Below are 17,580 nucleotides of genomic sequence, written 5' to 3'. Positions count from 1 at the left end.
CGCTTCGCTCCTTACAGTACTTCGGGAGCCAGCGAGATGATCTTCATGTGGTTCTTGGCGCGAAGTTCGCGCGGAACCGGTCCGAAGATACGGGTGCCGATCGGCTCTTTCTTGTTGTCGATGAGGACTGCTGCGTTGGTGTCGAAGCGGATGACGGAGCCATCCGGACGACGGATATCCTTGGCGGTGCGAACGACAACCGCCTTCATCACGTCACCCTTCTTCACACGGCCGCGCGGGATCGCTTCCTTGATCGAAACGACGATGACGTCGCCGATCGAGGCATACTTGCGCTTCGAGCCGCCCAGCACCTTGATGCACATGACACGACGTGCGCCGGAATTATCCGCGACGTCGAGGTTTGTTTGCATCTGAATCATATCAGGTCGCCTTCTTGGTTTACCGGAATGGTTGGGCTAGCCCCCTACTCCGGCTTATGAAAATTTTCGCCGGCCGAGCTGCCATGACGGCAGCACAGACGCGGCAATAGCTGAATAGCGCGGGATCGATCGTGCCAGGGTGGTTTCCCGAACGGGACCTTCCGTGCGCTCAAAGCAAAAGAACGCCCGGCATTCGAGCGTTCTGACGCTGCTTCATACAGATATTTCGGCGAGACGCAAGGCCTCGCGCAAAATTCTGTTACTTGCCCTGGGCGGAAATCACCGTCCAGCGCTTGTCCTTGGAGATCGGCGCGCATTCCTCGATGGATACGGTATCGCCGATCTTGTACTGGTTGTTCTCGTCGTGGGCCTTGTACTTCTTGGAACGACGAACGGTCTTCTGGAGCAGCGGGTGAGCGAAACGACGCTCGACACGAACCACTACCGTCTTCTCGTTCTTGTCGCCAACGACGACGCCCTGCAGGATGCGCTTCGGCATATTTTTCTTCCTTTAGGCCTTAACTTCTGCCGCCTTCTGGCGGGCAATGGTTTTCACGCGGGCGATATCCTTACGGACTTCGTTGATGCGCGAGGACTTTTCGAGCTGGCCGGTTGCCTTCTGAAAGCGCAGGTTGAACTGCTCTTTCTTCAGCTTGGCAAGCTCGTCCTTGAGTTGGTCAGCGCTGAACGCGCGAACGTCTGAGGCTTTCATGAGCTCAATCCCTTACTCTGCAATGCGCTGAACGAAGCGCGTCTTGACCGAGAGCTTGGCAGAGCCGAGGCGAAGCGCCTCACGGGCGATTTCTTCGCTGACACCGTCGATCTCGAACATCATACGGCCGGGCTTGACCTTGCATGCCCAGTATTCAACGGAGCCCTTACCCTTACCCATACGGACTTCGGTCGGCTTTGCGGTTACCGGAACGTCCGGGAACACGCGGATCCATACACGGCCGGYGCGCTTCATATAACGCGTGATCGCGCGGCGGGCCGCTTCGATCTCGCGCGCGTTGACGCGGTTGGGTTCCTGTGCCTTCAGGCCGAATTCGCCGAATGCCAGGTCAGAACCGCCCTTGGCGACGCCCTTGATGCGGCCCTTGAACTGCTTGCGGTACTTGGTACGCTTTGGCTGCAACATTTTCTTATTCTCCGAACTTCTCTGCCACGCGCGCTATCAAGCGTTGTCGCGGCGACGGTCTCTGTCGCGGTCACGATCACGGCTTGCCGGACCCTGGGCGTCACCTTCCATCGCACGGCGCTCGGAAGCCATCGGATCATGCTCAAGGATTTCGCCCTTGAAGATCCAGACCTTGATGCCGCAGATGCCGAATGCGGTTTCTGCTTCAGCCGTGCCGTAGTCGATGTCGGCGCGCAGCGTGTGCAACGGCACACGACCTTCGCGGTACCATTCCGTACGGGCGATTTCAGCACCGCCGAGACGGCCGGCGCAGGTGATCTTGATGCCTTCGGCGCCAAGACGCATCGCCGACTGAACGGCGCGCTTCATGGCGCGGCGGAAAGCCACGCGACGCTCGAGCTGCTGGGCGATCGACTGAGCGACCAGCGTCGCATCGACTTCGGGCTTGCGCACTTCGACGATGTTGAGGTGCGTTTCCGAATTCGTCATCTCCGACAGCTTCTTGCGGAGCTTGTCGATGTCTGCGCCCTTGCGGCCGATGATCAGGCCCGGACGTGCCGAGTGGATCGTGACGCGGCACTTCTTGTGCGGACGCTCGATGACCACCTTGGAGATCCCGGCCTGCTTCAGTTCGCTCATGACGAACTTGCGCATCTTCAGGTCTTCGTGCAGCAGCTGGCCGTACTCGGCATTGTCCGCAAACCAGCGGCTATCCCAGGTACGGTTGATGCCGAGGCGGAAACCGATTGGATTGATTTTCTGACCCATTATGCGGCCTCCTCTGCTGCCTGCACTTCACGAACGACGATCGTCAGGTGCGCGAAGGGCTTTTCAATGCGCGACGCACGACCGCGGCCACGAGCGTGGAAACGTTTCATGACGATCGACTTGCCCACATAGGCCTCGGCGACAACCAGCGAGTCGACGTCGAGATCGTGGTTGTTCTCGGCGTTGGCGATCGCAGATTCGAGCGTCTTCTTGACGGCGCCTGCGATGCGCTTGCGGGAGAACTCCAGCTCAGCGAGTGCGCGCTCGACCTTCTTGCCGCGGATAGCCGCAGCAACCAGGTTGAGCTTCTGGGGGCTGACGCGGAGCGTGCGGGCGACTGCTTGCGCCTCGTTGTCCTTCAGCCGGCGTTCGGCTTTTGCCTTGCCCATTGTTACTTCCTCTTCGCCTTCTTGTCCGCGCCGTGACCGTAGTAGGTGCGGGTCGGAGAGAATTCACCGAATTTGTGGCCGACCATGTCTTCATTGACGCTGACCGGGATATGCTTGCTGCCGTTGTAGACGCCGAAGGTGAGACCGACGAACTGCGGCAGGATCGTGGAGCGACGGCTCCAGATCTTGATCACTTCACTGCGACCGCCTTCACGAACCTTCTCAGCCTTCTTGAGAAGATAGCCGTCAACGAACGGACCTTTCCATACTGAACGAGCCATTGGAGACTTCCTCTCTTACTTCTTACGCTGATGACGCGAGCGCATGATCATCTTGTCGGTCGACTTGTTCGACCGGGTGCGCTTGCCCTTGGTCGGCTTGCCCCACGGTGTCACCGGATGGCGACCACCGGAAGTGCGGCCTTCACCACCGCCGTGCGGATGGTCGACCGGGTTCATGACAACACCGCGGTTATGCGGACGCTTGCCGCGCCAAACGGTACGACCGGCCTTGCCGTCGTTGATGTTGGCGTGGTCAGGGTTGGAGACGGCGCCGATCGAAGCAAGGCAGGAGCCATGAACGAGACGCTGTTCACCGGAGTTCAGGCGAAGGATCGCCATGCCCTGGTCGCGGCCGACGAGCTGTGCGTAGCCACCGGCGGAGCGAGCGATCTGACCACCCTTGCCCGGCTTCATTTCCACGTTGTGGATGATGGAGCCGACCGGGATGAACTGCAGCGGCATAGTGTTGCCGGGCTTGACGTCGACAGCCTTCTCGGAAGCGATAACCTTGTCACCGGCAGCCAGGCGCTGAGGAGCGAGGATATAAGCCTTTTCGCCGTCAGCATAGTTCACCAGCGCGATGAAAGCCGTGCGGTTCGGATCGTATTCGATACGCTCGACCGTGCCTTCGATGTCGAACTTGCGACGCTTGAAGTCGATCAGACGATAGGTGCGCTTGTGACCGCCGCCGATGAAGCGGGCGGTGATGCGACCGAGGTTGTTACGACCGCCGCTCTTGGTCAGACCTTCCGTCAACGCCTTGACCGGCTTGCCCTTGTAGAGGGCCGAGCGGTCGACGATGACCAGCTGGCGCTGGCTCGGGGTGATCGGATTGAATGTTTTCAATGCCATTTTCTTATACCTCAGAGACCGGTGGAGACGTCGATCGTCTGGCCTTCAGCCAGCGTCACAACAGCCTTCTTCACGTCCTTCTGCTTGCCGACGAAACCGCGGAACCGCTTGGTCTTGCCCTTGCGCAGCAGAGTGTTGACAGCCGTGACCTTGACGCCGAACAGCGCCTCGACCGCAGCCTTGATTTCCGGCTTCGTCGCCTGCTTGGCGACATTGAAAACAACCTGGTTGTTTTCGGATACCAGCGTGGATTTTTCGGTGATCGCCGGAGAGACGATCACATCGTAGTGGCGAAGATCGGTCACTTGAATCGCTCCTCTAGCGCTTCAACCGCAGCCTTGGAAAGCACGAGCTTGCCGCGGCGCACGATGTCGTAAACGTTGATGCCCTGGATCGGCAGAACATCGATGTTCGGGATGTTCTGAGCTGCGAGCTTGAAGTTGCCGTCAAGCTCTGCGCCGCCGATGAAGAGGGCGTTGGTCAGGCCGAGCGTCTCGAAAACGGACGCGAGAGCCTTGGTCTTGGCTTCGGTGGCAACCAGGTTGTCGATGACGATGACGTCATCGGCCTTGATCTTGGCCGAAAGGGCGTGGCGAAGGCCGAGTGCACGAACCTTCTTCGGAAGATCGTGCTCGTGGCTGCGGACGACCGGGCCGTGGGCCTTGCCGCCGCCGCGGAACTGCGGAGCGCGAGCCGAATGGTGGCGGGCGCGGCCCGTACCCTTCTGCTTGTACATCTTGGCGCCGGTGCGCGAAACTTCAGCGCGGCCCTTAGCCTTGTGCGTGCCCTGCTGCTTCTTGGCAAGCTGCCAGCGAATGACGCGGGCGAGAATGTCTTCACGGGGCTCGAGGCCGAAAATCGCGTCCGAAAGGGAAACCTTCCCGGCGTCTTTTCCCTCGAGGGTCTTGACGTTGAATTCCATTGATCTGGCTCCCTTACTTCGCGGCCGACTTGACGGCGTCGCGCACGATGATCCAAGCACCCTTGGAACCAGGAACAGCACCCTTGATCAGGATCAGACCACGATCTTCGTCGGTCGAAACCACTTCCAGGTTCTGCGTCGTGACGCGCGTCTGGCCCATGTGACCAGCCATCTTCTTGTTCTTGAAAACCTTGCCCGGATCCTGGCGCGAGCCGGTCGAACCGTGCGAGCGGTGAGACACCGACACACCGTGCGTGGCACGCAGACCGCCGAAACCGTGACGCTTCATGGCGCCGGCAAAACCCTTACCGATCGTCGTGCCCGTCACGTCGACGAGCTGACCGGCTGCAAAGTGACCCGCCTTGATCTCAGTGCCGATCTCGAGCAGCTGATCTTCCGACACGCGGAATTCAGTGAGCTTGGCCTTCGGCTCGACGTTGGCAATGGCAAAGTTGCCACGCATCGCCTTCGACGTGTTCTTCACCTTCGCCTGGCCGGCACCGAGCTGAACTGCGGTATAGCCATTCTTTTCGACAGTGCGCGTGGCTACGACCTGGCAGCCTTCCATACGCAGTACCGTTACCGGGACATGCTCGCCGGCGTCGTTATAGACGCGGGTCATTCCCACCTTCTGTGCAATCACACCTGAACGCATCGGTTCAATCCTTCTCACTCAGCCCGAAGACCCGAGGTCTCAGAGCTTGATCTCAACATCGACACCGGCGGCGAGATCGAGCTTCATCAGCGCGTCTACCGTCTGCGGGGTCGGGTCAACGATATCGAGAAGGCGCTTATGCGTGCGCATCTCGAACTGTTCGCGGCTCTTCTTGTCGATGTGCGGGGACCGGTTGACCGTAAACTTCTCGATGCGGGTCGGAAGCGGAACGGGGCCCCGGACGCTTGCACCGGTGCGCTTAGCCGTCGATACGATCTCGCGCGTGGAGGCATCGAGAATCCGGTGATCGAACGCCTTCAGGCGGATGCGGATATTCTGGCCGTTCATTCGACTTTATCCTTGTGTCTGTTATCCGCGTGTCACCACTTAGGGACACGACTTACCTTCAGTTACGTTAGCGGGCCACCGGTTTCAAAGATCGAGAGGGACACCGAGATCAGCGTCCCTATCCTTTCCTTGGGCCTGGTGGCCCAGCCGCTAATTATTCGACGATCGACGCGACGATGCCGGCGCCGACGGTGCGGCCGCCTTCGCGGATAGCGAAGCGCAGCTTTTCTTCCATCGCGATCGGAACGATCAGCTCGACGGCAACCGTGACGTTGTCGCCCGGCATCACCATCTCCGTGCCTTCCGGCAGCGTCACAATGCCCGTCACGTCGGTCGTGCGGAAGTAGAACTGCGGACGGTAGTTGGTGAAGAACGGCGTATGACGGCCACCCTCTTCCTTCGTCAGGATGTAGGCTTCTGCCATGAACTTCTTGTGCGGCTTGACAGAGCCGGGCTTCGCCAGGATCTGGCCACGCTCGACGCCGTCACGGTTCACACCGCGGATCAGCGCACCGATGTTGTCGCCRGCCTGGCCCTGATCGAGCAGCTTGCGGAACATTTCAACGCCGGTCACCGTCGTCTTCGAGGTCGGACGGATRCCGACRATCTCGACTTCTTCGCCAACCTTGACAATGCCACGCTCGACGCGGCCGGTCACAACCGTGCCGCGGCCCGAGATCGARAACACGTCTTCGATCGGCATCAGGAACGGCTGGTCGATCGGACGCTCAGGCGTCGGGATGTAGGCGTCAACAGCAGCCATCAGTTCGCGGATCGCGTCTTCGCCGATCTTCTTGTCCGAATCTTCRAGAGCAGCAAGKGCCGAACCCTTGACGACCGGGATATCGTCGCCCGGGAAGTCGTAGGACGACAGCAGTTCGCGAACTTCGAGCTCGACCAGTTCGAGAAGCTCGGCGTCGTCAACCTGGTCGACCTTGTTCAGGAACACAACGATTGCCGGAACGCCGACCTGGCGRGCCAGCAGGATGTGTTCGCGCGTCTGCGGCATCGGGCCGTCAGCGGCCGAGCACACCAGGATCGCGCCGTCCATCTGGGCAGCACCGGTGATCATGTTCTTGACGTAGTCGGCGTGGCCGGGGCAGTCGACGTGCGCGTAGTGGCGGGCCGGCGTCTCATACTCGACGTGCGCCGTCGAGATGGTGATGCCACGGGCCTTTTCTTCCGGAGCCGCGTCGATCTGATCGTACGCCTTGTACTCACCGAAGTACTTCGTGATCGCTGCCGTCAGAGACGTCTTGCCGTGGTCAACGTGGCCAATCGTGCCAATGTTGACGTGCGGCTTGTTGCGCTCAAACTTACTCTTTCCCATTTTCGGGTCTCCATTTTGCTAGTCCCCGAAGGGATCTAATTCTTGTTATCGGTCAATTGGTATTCCGGTCACTTCTGACCGGAATACTTTGCCTGGATTTCAGTTGCGACGTTCGACGGGACCGGCGAATAGTGATCGAAGGTCATCGTGTACTGGGCGCGGCCCTGGGACATGGAGCGCAGGTTGTCGACGTACTTGAACATGTTCGCGAGCGGGACGTTCGCGTTGATGACGACGGCGATACCGCGGCTTTCCTGGCCCTGGATCTGGCCGCGACGGGAGTTCAGGTCGCCGATAACGTCGCCGACGTAATCTTCCGGGGTGACGACTTCGACCTTCATCATCGGCTCGAGCAGCTGAGCGCCGGCCTTCTTGGCTGCTTCACGGAAGCAGGCACGCGATGCAATTTCGAAGGCGAGAACCGAGGAGTCGACGTCGTGGAAGGCACCATCGATGAGGGTAGCCTTGACGCCGAGCATCGGGAAGCCTGCGAGCGGACCCGAAGACAGTACGCTTTCGATGCCCTTCTGGACGCCGGGGATGTATTCCTTCGGAACGGAACCGCCGACGATCTTGGACTCGAACTTGAATTCGTCGCCGTCCGGGTTCGGTTCGAAGACGATCTTGACGCGCGCGAACTGGCCGGTACCACCGGACTGCTTCTTGTGCGTGTAGTCTTCTTCATGCGTCCGGGTGATGGTTTCGCGGTAGGCAACCTGCGGCGCGCCGACAGTTGCTTCGACCTTGAATTMACGACGCATGCGGTCGACGATGATGTCGAGATGCAGTTCGCCCATGCCGGCGATGATGGTCTGGCCGGATTCCTGGTCAGTCTTGACGCGGAAGGACGGATCTTCAGCAGCCAGGCGGTTGAGCGCGAGGCCCATCTTTTCCTGGTCGCCCTTGGTCTTCGGCTCGATGGCGATCTGGATGACCGGCTCCGGGAATTCCATGCGCTCGAGGATAACCGGCTTCAGCGGATCGCAGAGCGTGTCGCCGGTCGTGGTTTCCTTGAGGCCGGCGAGAGCGACGATGTCACCTGCGAAGGCTTCTTCGATGTCTTCACGCGAGTTGGAGTGCATCTGCAGCATACGGCCGACACGCTCGCGCTTGTCCTTGACCGTGTTGATGACCGACGCGCCCTTTTCGAGCTTGCCGGAGTAGATGCGGGCGAAGGTCAGCGAACCGACGAAGGGGTCGTTCATGATCTTGAAGGCGAGCATGGAGAGCGGCTCGCTGTCATCGGCATGACGCTCGATTTCAGCTTCCGTCTTGAAGTCGATGCCCTTGATCGCCGGGATGTCCATTGGCGACGGCAGGTAGTCAACAACGGCGTCGAGCAGCGGCTGCACGCCCTTGTTCTTGAAGGCGGTGCCGCAGAACATCGGGTGGAACTTGACGTCGATCGTGCCGCGGCGAACCAGTGCACGGATCTGCTCGTTGTCGGGCAGAATGCCCTCGAGGTAAGCTTCGGTGGCGGCTTCGTCGATGTCGACGACCGTCTCGATCAGCTTTTCGCGATATTCTTCAGCCTTGGCCTTCATGTCCTCGGGGATCTCGACGACATCCCACTGGGCGCCGAGCGACTCGTCGCGCCAGATGAGTGCGTTCATCTCGACCAGGTCGATGACGCCCTTGAATTCGGTTTCTGCACCGATCGGCAGCTGCATGACGACAGCCGTTGCACCGAGACGGGTCTTGATCATCTCGACGGAGCGGTAGAAGTCGGCGCCGGTCTTGTCCATCTTGTTGCAGAAGATCATCCGCGGGACATTATACTTTTCGGCCTGGCGCCAGACGGTTTCCGTCTGCGGCTCAACACCGGCGTTGGCGTCGAGAAGCGCGATGGCGCCGTCGAGAACGCGCAGCGAACGCTCGACTTCAATGGTGAAGTCGACGTGGCCGGGAGTGTCGATGATGTTGAAGCGGCGCATTTTGCCGTCACGGCCCTTCCAGAAGGTCGTGGTGGCAGCAGAGGTGATCGTGATGCCACGCTCCTGCTCCTGCTCCATCCAGTCCATGGTGGCTGCGCCGTCGTGGACTTCGCCGATCTTGTGCGACTTGCCGGTGTAATAAAGAATACGCTCGGTGGTCGTGGTCTTGCCGGCGTCGATATGCGCCATGATACCGAAATTACGGTAGTCTTCGATCTTATATTCGCGAGCCATTGTGGACTGCCTTTCGATACCGTTCGGAATTACCAGCGATAGTGCGAGAACGCGCGGTTGGCGTCAGCCATCTTGTGCGTGTCTTCGCGCTTCTTAACGGCGGAGCCGCGGTTGTTGGACGCATCGAGCAGTTCGCCGGAAAGGCGGTCAACCATAGTCGTTTCATTGCGCTTGCGGGCAGCAGCGATCAGCCAGCGAATAGCAAGAGCCTGGCGGCGCTCCGGACGAACATCGACGGGGACCTGATAGGTCGCACCACCGACACGACGCGAGCGGACTTCAACGTGCGGGGCAATGTTCTCAAGCGCAGAATGGAAAACCGTGAGCGGCTCCTGCTTGGACTTGCCATGAACAACGTCGAACGCACCGTAGACGATGTTTTCAGCAACGGACTTCTTGCCGTCGAGCATGATGGCATTCATGAACTTGGTGACGACGAGATCGCCGAACTTCGGGTCCGGATTGATCTCGCGCTTTTCTGCTTTATGACGTCTGGACATAGTTTTGTCTCTTCAACCGTTAAGGCGCTTCATGACGCGGAGGACCTCGCGCAGCGCCGGATTATTCAAAAACCGAATTACTTCGGACGCTTCGCGCCGTACTTGGAGCGGCGCTGCTTGCGGTTCTTGACACCCTGGGTATCGAGAACGCCGCGGATGATGTGATAACGGACACCCGGAAGGTCCTTAACGCGGCCGCCACGGATCATGACGACGGAGTGTTCCTGAAGGTTGTGACCTTCGCCGGGGATGTAACCAATGACTTCGAAGCCGTTGGTCAGGCGGATCTTTGCGACCTTACGCAGAGCCGAGTTCGGCTTCTTCGGCGTCGTCGTGTAGACGCGCGTGCAAACGCCGCGCTTCTGCGGGTTCTCCTGGAGTGCAGGAACCTTGTTACGCTTTACGTTCGCCTGGCGAGGCTTGCGGATCAGCTGGTTTACGGTAGGCATTCAACCATCCCTTACGTTTTATCTCAGTACCCTTGCGGGCTTGAACTCGCGCCGTCTCCGGCAGTGACGCACTCTCCGTCAATGCGCAAAATATGGCCCGATCCGCTTCCGCAGATGGACCACAAGGAGCAGAGGACGCATAAAACATGCGTCGTGCGTGCAGCATCATGACTTCAACGTGCGTTTAGAACCTTGTTTGAGGTGAACTTCAGGGCGCGTCGCCCCGAACAGCCAAGCCTCACATGGGATCTGATGGCCGGGGTACTACTGGTTTCCACCCGTCTCGTCAAGGCCGGTTAAGAAATAAACTCGCCGTATCGCCTTGATATGCCGGCCAAACGCCCTGTTTCATCCTTCTAGACGAATTCACGGCTGTGCACCAAGATAAAAACTTGGGCATTGCAGCAAAAACAGTTAAGGAATCAGCAATCGCGGCGTTCGGCCCTCACAGCAGGATTCGAGCGACCGAATCGTCAAAGAGCCGAAGGACAGGCGATGATCACGACACCTGATAACGACAATAATTTCGACGGCCCGATGATCTTCATCATCATCGGCAAGGGCTATGAGTCCGACGCCAGCGAAGGCATCGACCTGCACATCATGCTGAAGGCGCCTGACGACGACACTGCCGTACGCGAGGCCTTGAACGCCCTTGCCGAGGAAGGCTTCATCGAGGCCGATCTCGACCAGATCGGCATGCTGACCGAGGTCCCGGCCGAAGAGCCGCACGCATCTGCCTATCAGGGCGCCGTCGAAGGCGAAGTCGCGATCATCCGGTTCAACTGAAAGGAGCCGCCGCTGACGCTGTCAAGGCAGCCTAAGCGAAGCAGCGCCTCCCTCCCCGCCAGACCAGTCAGAGCAAATAAAACAAAAACCGCCCGGATCGCTCCGGGCGGTTTTTCAATTCGTCGACTTCAGCCGCGGATTATTCCGCAGCCGGAGCCTTTTCGGCCATGTCCTGCAGCATCGGCGTGGCAACGGCAGCACCCGTGCCCTTGCGGCGCTCTTCGAGGATCATCTCGTCGCGCGACGTGGCGATGCGGCGGATCTGGGTCATGGTACCGCCGGTACCGGCCGGGATGAGGCGGCCGACGATGACGTTTTCCTTCAGACCCTGCAGACCGTCGGTCTTGCCGGCGATTGCAGCTTCCGTCAGCACCTTGGTCGTTTCCTGGAAGGATGCGGCCGAGATGAAGGACGGGGTCTGCAGCGACGCCTTGGTGATGCCGAGAAGAACCGGATCGCCGTAGGCTGGCTTCTTGCCCTGCTCGATCAGATGATCGTTGACGTCTTCGAGCTCGATCCGGTCGACATTGTCGCCGACGATATAGGTCGAGTCGCCTGCATCGGTGATTTCCACCTTCTGCAGCATCTGACGGACAATCACCTCGATGTGCTTGTCGTTGATGACGACGCCCTGCAGGCGGTAGACTTCCTGGATCTCGTTGACGAGGTAGGAGGCCAGAGCCTCCACGCCCTTGATCGCCAGGATGTCGTGCGGAGCCGGGTTACCGTCGAGGATGTAGTCACCCTTTTCGATATAGTCGCCTTCCTGAAGGTGGAAGGGCTTGCCCTTCGGGATCAGGTATTCGACAGGCTCGACACCATCTTCCGCCGGCTCGATGATGACGCGACGCTTGTTCTTGTAGTCGCGGCCGAGACGGATCGTACCATCGATCTCTGCGATGATGGCGTGGTCCTTCGGACGACGGGCTTCGAACAGCTCGGCAACACGCGGCAGACCGCCGGTGATGTCCTTGGTCTTGGCGCTTTCGAGCGGCGAACGGGCGAGAACGTCACCCTGGGAGACCTTCGTGCCCGGCTCGACCGACAAGATCGCATCGACCGAGAGCAGGAAGCGGGCATCACCACCACGGGACAGCTTGGCGATATTGCCGCTGGCATCCTTGATGACGATCGCCGGCTTGAGGTCCGAGCCGCGCGGGGTCGAACGCCAGTCGATGACCTGACGCTTGGTGATGCCGGTCGATTCGTCGGTCGCTTCCAGAACGGAGAGACCGTCGACCAGATCTTCAAACTGAACGGTACCGGCCACTTCCGTCATCATTGGACGGGTGTAGGGGTCCCACTCTGCCAGACGCTGGCCGCGCTTGACCTTGTCGCCTTCGTCGACATGCAGCTTCGAACCGTAGGCCACACGCTGCGACGACCGCTCGACACCACGTTCGTCCAGGATCTGGACGGTCATGTTGCGGCCCATGGCAACGAGATTGYCATCGGAGTTGCGCAGGATGTTGCGGTTCTTGATCTGCACCGTACCTTCGTACGAGGCTTCAAGGAACGACTGGTCGACCACGGTTGCCGTACCGCCAAGGTGGAAGGTACGCATGGTGAGCTGGGTGCCCGGCTCGCCGATCGACTGAGCAGCGATGACGCCGACGGCTTCGCCCATATTGACCGGCGTACCGCGCGCGAGGTCGCGGCCGTAGCAGACAGAGCAGACGCCCGTCTGGATTTCGCAGGTCAGTGCCGAGCGGATGCGGATCGACTGGATGCCGGCCTTTTCGATTTCGACGACGTCGGGCTCGAGGATCATCTTGCCGGCATCGACGATGCGCTCACCCGTGACCGGATGATCGATGTCGTCGAGCGCCGTGCGGCCGAGGATACGGGCGCCGATCGAGGCAACCACCTGGCCGGCATCGACGATGGCGGTCATGGTGAGGCCCGTCTGCGTTCCGCAGTCGACATGCGTGACGATGCAATCCTGCGCGACGTCGACGAGACGGCGGGTCAGGTAGCCGGAGTTGGCGGTCTTCAGGGCGGTGTCTGCCAGACCCTTACGGGCGCCGTGCGTCGAGTTGAAGTACTCGTTGACGGTCAGCCCTTCCTTGAAGTTCGAGATGATCGGGGTCTCGATGATTTCGCCCGACGGCTTGGCCATGAGGCCACGCATGCCGCCCAGCTGGCGCATCTGGTTCGGAGAACCGCGGGCACCGGAGTGGCTCATCATGTAGATCGAGTTCATCGGCTTCTGGCGACCGGTCTTCTCATCGAATTCGACCGCCTTGATGCGCGCCATCATCTCTTCGGCGACCTTTTCGGTCGCCTTGCCCCAGGCGTCGACAACCTTGTTGTACTTCTCGCCCTGGGTGATGAGGCCGTCATTGTACTGCTGCTCGTATTCCTTCACCAGATTTTCGGTGTCGGCAACGATCTTGGCCTTGGCATCCGGAATGACCATGTCGTCCTTGCCGAACGAAATGCCGGCGCGGCAGGCATGGGCGAAACCGAGCTGCATGATGCGGTCGCAGAAAATGACCGTGTCCTTCTGGCCGCAATGGCGATAGACCGTGTCGATCATCTTCGAGATGTTCTTCTTGGTCATTTCCTGGTTGCAGATATCGAAGGGCACCTTGCCGTTCTTCGGCAACAGTTCACCGATGAGCAGACGGCCAGGCGTCGTCTCGTAGATCTTCGAGTAAGGCTTGCCATCCTCGTCGACCGACTTGAAGCGGCCGCGGATCTTGGTGTGCAGCGTCACGACCTTGCTTTCGAGAGCGTGATGCAGCTCGCCGAGATCGGAGAAGGCCATGCCTTCGCCCGGCTCGTTCTGGTTGAGGATCGACAGATAGTAGAGGCCGAGAACCATGTCCTGCGAGGGAACGATGATCGGCGCGCCGTTGGCCGGGTGCAGGATGTTGTTGGTCGACATCATCAGCACGCGGGCTTCGAGCTGGGCTTCGAGCGACAGCGGCACGTGAACGGCCATCTGGTCACCGTCGAAGTCGGCGTTGAAGGCCGTGCAGACGAGCGGATGCAGCTGGATCGCCTTGCCTTCGACCAGGGTAGGTTCGAAGGCCTGGATGCCCAGGCGGTGCAGCGTCGGTGCGCGGTTCAAGAGAACCGGATGCTCGCGGATGACCTCGTCGAGGATATCCCAGACTTCCGGCTTTTCCTTTTCGACCAGCTTCTTGGCCTGCTTGACGGTCGAGGAGTAACCCTTGGCGTCGAGGCGGGCATAGATGAACGGCTTGAAGAGCTCGAGCGCCATCTTCTTCGGCAGGCCGCACTGGTGCAGCTTCAGTTCCGGACCGGTGACGATGACCGAACGGCCGGAATAGTCGACGCGCTTGCCGAGCAGGTTCTGACGGAAGCGGCCCTGCTTGCCCTTCAGCATGTCGGAGAGCGACTTCAGCGGACGCTTGTTGGCGCCGGTGATGACGCGGCCGCGGCGGCCGTTGTCGAACAGCGCGTCAACAGATTCCTGCAGCATGCGCTTTTCGTTGCGGATGATGATGCCAGGTGCACGAAGCTCGATCAGGCGCTTCAGACGGTTGTTACGGTTGATGACGCGGCGGTAGAGATCGTTCAGATCCGACGTCGCGAAACGGCCGCCGTCGAGCGGAACCAGCGGACGCAGGTCCGGCGGGATGACCGGAACGACCTTCATGATCATCCATTCCGGACGATTGCCCGACTCCATGAAGTTCTCGACGATCTTCAGGCGCTTCATCAGCTTCTTCTGCTTGAGATCCGACGTGGTGTCGGCAAGCTCAGCGCGCAGGTCGCCAGCGATCTTCTCGAGGTTCATCGAGGCCAGCATCTCGTAGATCGCCTCGGCGCCGATCATCGCGGTGAACTGGTCTTCGCCGTATTCGTCAACGGCGAGCATGTACTCTTCTTCCGAGAGGAGCTGGTGCTCCTTCAGGGCGGTCAGGCCCGGCTCGGTGACGATGTAGTTTTCGAAGTAGAGGACGCGCTCGACATCCTTCAGCGTCATGTCGAGCAGCGTCGAAATGCGGCTCGGCAGCGACTTCAGGAACCAGATATGGGCAACGGGAGCGGCGAGCTCGATATGGCCCATGCGCTCACGGCGAACGCGCGACAGCGTGACTTCGACGCCGCACTTTTCGCAGATGATGCCCTTGTACTTCATGCGCTTGTACTTGCCGCACAGGCATTCGTAGTCCTTGATCGGCCCGAAGATGCGCGCGCAGAACAGACCGTCGCGTTCCGGCTTGAACGTACGGTAGTTGATGGTTTCCGGCTTCTTGATCTCACCGTAAGACCAGGAGAGGATCTTCTCCGGAGACGCGATCGAAATCCGAATAGAATCGAAATTCTGTGCAGGCACCTGCGGATTGAAAAGATTCATGACCTCTTGGTTCATGCCTGTCTCCTTCATGGGCTAAAGCGCCCTTAAAATGCGATGGTCGGCGGCAAATTCCCGGGAGCCGCCTCCCTCGCTTAAACGAGAATAACCGCGAGATGCGGCGAAACTTCCCTTCCGGGCCGACACGGATACGGCGCCCGGCGGGACCGGCGTGCGCTGCATTGGCAGCGCACGCCCTATCAAGTGCTTACTCGGCCGCGTCGGGCAGCTGAGCTGCCTGCGCCTCGTCAAGCTTGGTATTCTCGAGCTCGACGCTGAGGCCCAGCGAGCGCATTTCCTTGACGAGAACGTTGAAGCTTTCCGGAATACCGGCTTCGAACGTGTCGTCTCCGCGAACAATGGCTTCGTAGACCTTGGTGCGGCCGGCGACGTCGTCCGACTTCACCGTCAGCATTTCCTGCAGCGTGTAGGCCGCGCCGTATGCTTCGAGCGCCCAGACTTCCATTTCGCCGAAGCGCTGACCGCCGAACTGCGCCTTGCCGCCCAGCGGCTGCTGAGTCACGAGCGAGTAAGGACCGATCGAACGAGCATGGATCTTATCGTCGACCAAGTGGTTGAGCTTCAGCATGTAGATGTAGCCCACGGTCACCTGGCGGTCGAACTGCTCGCCGGTACGGCCGTCATAGAGCGTCGACTGACCGGTATCCTTGAGACCTGCCAGACGCAGCATGTCGTTGACGTCGGCTTCGTTTGCACCGTCGAAAACAGGCGTCGCAATCGAAACGCCACGCTTCCACTGGTCGGCGAGACGCAGAACCGAATCATCGTCGAACTCATGGACCTGTTCGGCCTTCGGGCCGGTACCGACGACATCGCCGATGGTCTTGCGCAGCGGCTCAATGTTGCCACTGGCCTTGTATGCATCGATCAGTTCGCCGATCTGGCGACCCATGCCGGCGCAAGCCCAACCCAGATGCGTTTCCAGGATCTGGCCGACGTTCATGCGCGAAGGCACGCCGAGCGGGTTCAAAACGACGTCGACATGCGTGCCGTCTTCGAGGAACGGCATGTCCTCCACCGGCACAATGCGCGAGACCACGCCCTTGTTCCCGTGACGGCCGGCCATCTTGTCGCCCGGCTGGATCTTGCGCTTTACGGCGACGAAGACCTTGACCATCTTCATGACGCCAGGAGGCATTTCATCGCCGCGCTGGACCTTTTCGACCTTGTCCATGAAGCGCTGTTCAAGGCGCGACTTGGATTCGTCGTACTGACCACGGAGCGCTTCGAGCTCGCTCTGGACCTTTTCGTCTTCGACCGCAAACATCCACCACTGCGAGCGGGGATATTCGGAGACAACGGCGTTGGAAAGCTCACTGCCCTTCTTGAAGCCCTTCGGGCCGGCGATGGAAGCCTGGCCGCGCAGCATCTCGATCAGACGGCCGTAGACGTTACGGTCGAGGATCGCCTGCTCGTCGTCACGGTCCTTTGCCAGACGCTCGATTTCTTCGCGCTCGATTGCCATCGCGCGCTCGTCCTTTTCAACGCCGTGGCGGTTGAAGACGCGAACTTCGACGATCGTGCCGTAAGTGCCGGGCGGCATGCGCATGGAGGTGTCGCGCACGTCGGAGGCCTTTTCGCCGAAGATGGCGCGCAGAAGCTTTTCTTCCGGCGTCATCGGGCTTTCGCCCTTCGGTGTGATCTTGCCGACGAGGATATCGCCCGGCTGAACTTCAGCGCCGATATAGACGATGCCGGCTTCGTCGAGGTTCTTCAGCGCTTCTTCCGAAACGTTCGGAATATCGCGGGTGATTTCCTCAGGACCAAGCTTGGTGTCGCGCGCCATCACTTCGAATTCCTCGATGTGAATGGAGGTGAACACGTCGTCGGCAACGATACGCTCGGAGAGCAGGATCGAGTCTTCGTAGTTGTAGCCGTTCCAAGGCATGAACGCGACGAGCGCGTTGCGGCCGAGCGCCAGGTCGCCGAGATCGGTCGACGGGCCGTCGGCGAGGATGTCGCCGCGGTTGACCTCGTCACCGACGGTGACCAGCGGGCGCTGGTTGACGCAGGTGTTCTGGTTCGAACGCTGGAACTTCTGCAGGCGGTAGATATCGACGCCGGATTTGCCGGCTTCGAGGTCTTCCGTGGCGCGGATAACGATACGCGTCGCGTCGACCTGGTCGACCACGCCGCCGCGGCGGGCGCCGATGGCGGCACCGGAGTCACGGGCGACGACCGGTTCCATGCCGGTACCGACGAACGGAGCTTCGGCACGCAGCAGCGGCACTGCCTGACGCTGCATGTTCGAGCCCATGAG

At 60.1% G+C, this 17,580-nt stretch carries 19 protein-coding genes; 1 reads left to right on the top strand and 18 read right to left on the bottom strand.

From position 1 onward, the window contains the following. Positions 1-11: 11 nt before the first annotated feature. The 16 genes from rplN to rpsL form a co-directional block, all read right to left on the bottom strand. The gene (rplN, locus tag AC1D1Z_RS12595) at positions 12-380 is read right to left on the bottom strand and encodes a 50S ribosomal protein L14 (protein ID WP_003573790.1); all 369 of its coding nucleotides are present in this window, start codon (positions 378-380) and stop codon (positions 12-14) included. A gap of 259 nt (positions 381-639) precedes the next feature. Continuing rightward, positions 640-879: a 30S ribosomal protein S17 gene (rpsQ, locus tag AC1D1Z_RS12590; protein ID WP_003547557.1), complete on the bottom strand. Its 240-nt coding sequence runs from the start codon at positions 877-879 to the stop codon at positions 640-642. 12 nt (positions 880-891) lie between these two features. After that, a complete protein-coding gene (gene rpmC / locus AC1D1Z_RS12585) occupies positions 892-1,092 on the bottom strand; it encodes a 50S ribosomal protein L29 (RefSeq protein ID WP_018241642.1) in 201 nt (66 codons plus the stop codon). A 12-nt stretch (positions 1,093-1,104) separates the two neighbouring features. Beyond that, positions 1,105-1,518 (bottom strand): 50S ribosomal protein L16, encoded by a 414-nt coding sequence (gene rplP, locus AC1D1Z_RS12580; RefSeq protein WP_477850696.1) that lies wholly within the window; start codon positions 1,516-1,518, stop codon positions 1,105-1,107. Positions 1,519-1,554: 36 nt separating this feature from the next. Further along, positions 1,555-2,286, bottom strand: a complete 732-nt coding sequence (rpsC, locus tag AC1D1Z_RS12575; protein ID WP_003547554.1) for a 30S ribosomal protein S3 — start codon at positions 2,284-2,286, stop codon at positions 1,555-1,557. Beyond that, positions 2,286-2,675 carry a 50S ribosomal protein L22 gene (gene rplV, locus AC1D1Z_RS12570; protein ID WP_003547553.1) on the bottom strand — a complete coding sequence of 130 codons (390 nt, stop codon included), beginning with the start codon at positions 2,673-2,675 and terminating at the stop codon, positions 2,286-2,288. The genes rpsC and rplV overlap by 1 nt, the downstream gene beginning before the upstream one ends. A 2-nt stretch (positions 2,676-2,677) precedes the next feature. Next, positions 2,678-2,956, bottom strand: coding sequence for a 30S ribosomal protein S19 (gene rpsS / locus AC1D1Z_RS12565; RefSeq protein ID WP_003547552.1), 279 nt, complete (start codon positions 2,954-2,956; stop codon positions 2,678-2,680). Positions 2,957-2,971: 15 nt separating this feature from the next. Then, the gene (gene rplB, locus AC1D1Z_RS12560; RefSeq protein WP_018241641.1) at positions 2,972-3,808 is read right to left on the bottom strand and encodes a 50S ribosomal protein L2; all 837 of its coding nucleotides are present in this window, start codon (positions 3,806-3,808) and stop codon (positions 2,972-2,974) included. Positions 3,809-3,819: 11 nt separating this feature from the next. Beyond that, positions 3,820-4,113: a 50S ribosomal protein L23 gene (locus AC1D1Z_RS12555; RefSeq protein WP_003547550.1), complete on the bottom strand. Its 294-nt coding sequence runs from the start codon at positions 4,111-4,113 to the stop codon at positions 3,820-3,822. Beyond that, on the bottom strand, positions 4,110-4,730 hold the full coding sequence (gene rplD / locus AC1D1Z_RS12550) for a 50S ribosomal protein L4 (RefSeq protein WP_003573800.1): 621 nt from the start codon (positions 4,728-4,730) through the stop codon (positions 4,110-4,112). The genes AC1D1Z_RS12555 and rplD overlap by 4 nt, the downstream gene beginning before the upstream one ends. 13 nt (positions 4,731-4,743) lie before the next feature. Then, positions 4,744-5,385 carry a 50S ribosomal protein L3 gene (gene rplC, locus AC1D1Z_RS12545; RefSeq protein WP_018067989.1) on the bottom strand — a complete coding sequence of 214 codons (642 nt, stop codon included), beginning with the start codon at positions 5,383-5,385 and terminating at the stop codon, positions 4,744-4,746. A 39-nt stretch (positions 5,386-5,424) separates the two neighbouring features. Next, the gene (gene rpsJ, locus AC1D1Z_RS12540) at positions 5,425-5,733 is read right to left on the bottom strand and encodes a 30S ribosomal protein S10 (protein ID WP_003547547.1); all 309 of its coding nucleotides are present in this window, start codon (positions 5,731-5,733) and stop codon (positions 5,425-5,427) included. Between the two features lie 154 nt (positions 5,734-5,887). After that, positions 5,888-7,063, bottom strand: coding sequence for an elongation factor Tu (gene tuf, locus AC1D1Z_RS12535; protein WP_018241634.1), 1,176 nt, complete (start codon positions 7,061-7,063; stop codon positions 5,888-5,890). Positions 7,064-7,131: 68 nt separating this feature from the next. Beyond that, positions 7,132-9,231 carry an elongation factor G gene (gene fusA / locus AC1D1Z_RS12530; protein ID WP_477850688.1) on the bottom strand — a complete coding sequence of 700 codons (2,100 nt, stop codon included), beginning with the start codon at positions 9,229-9,231 and terminating at the stop codon, positions 7,132-7,134. A gap of 29 nt (positions 9,232-9,260) precedes the next feature. Continuing rightward, on the bottom strand, positions 9,261-9,731 hold the full coding sequence (rpsG, locus tag AC1D1Z_RS12525) for a 30S ribosomal protein S7 (RefSeq protein WP_003547538.1): 471 nt from the start codon (positions 9,729-9,731) through the stop codon (positions 9,261-9,263). A 77-nt stretch (positions 9,732-9,808) separates the two neighbouring features. Beyond that, the gene (rpsL, locus tag AC1D1Z_RS12520) at positions 9,809-10,180 is read right to left on the bottom strand and encodes a 30S ribosomal protein S12 (protein WP_003547537.1); all 372 of its coding nucleotides are present in this window, start codon (positions 10,178-10,180) and stop codon (positions 9,809-9,811) included. A 495-nt stretch (positions 10,181-10,675) separates the two neighbouring features. Here rpsL and AC1D1Z_RS12515 point away from each other — a divergent pair, with 495 nt between their 5' ends. Then, complete coding sequence (locus AC1D1Z_RS12515) at positions 10,676-10,969, top strand: hypothetical protein (protein WP_003547528.1); 294 nt, start codon at positions 10,676-10,678, stop codon at positions 10,967-10,969. 139 nt (positions 10,970-11,108) lie between these two features. On the opposite strand, the gene rpoC is transcribed toward AC1D1Z_RS12515, so the two are convergent. Together rpoC and rpoB are read right to left on the bottom strand one after the other, a co-directional pair. Further along, entirely contained in the window at positions 11,109-15,317 is a 4,209-nt protein-coding gene (gene rpoC / locus AC1D1Z_RS12510; RefSeq protein WP_477850683.1) for a DNA-directed RNA polymerase subunit beta', read from the bottom strand. 190 nt (positions 15,318-15,507) lie between these two features. Next, the coding region (gene rpoB, locus AC1D1Z_RS12505) for a DNA-directed RNA polymerase subunit beta (RefSeq protein WP_477850681.1) at positions 15,508-17,580 on the bottom strand (2,073 nt) is incomplete at its 5' end.

This window comes from Rhizobium sp. P1_E1, from assembly GCF_056406015.1.
The sequence above is the reverse complement of the archived record's forward strand: the minus strand, read 5'-3'. Positions and strand labels throughout refer to the sequence as shown.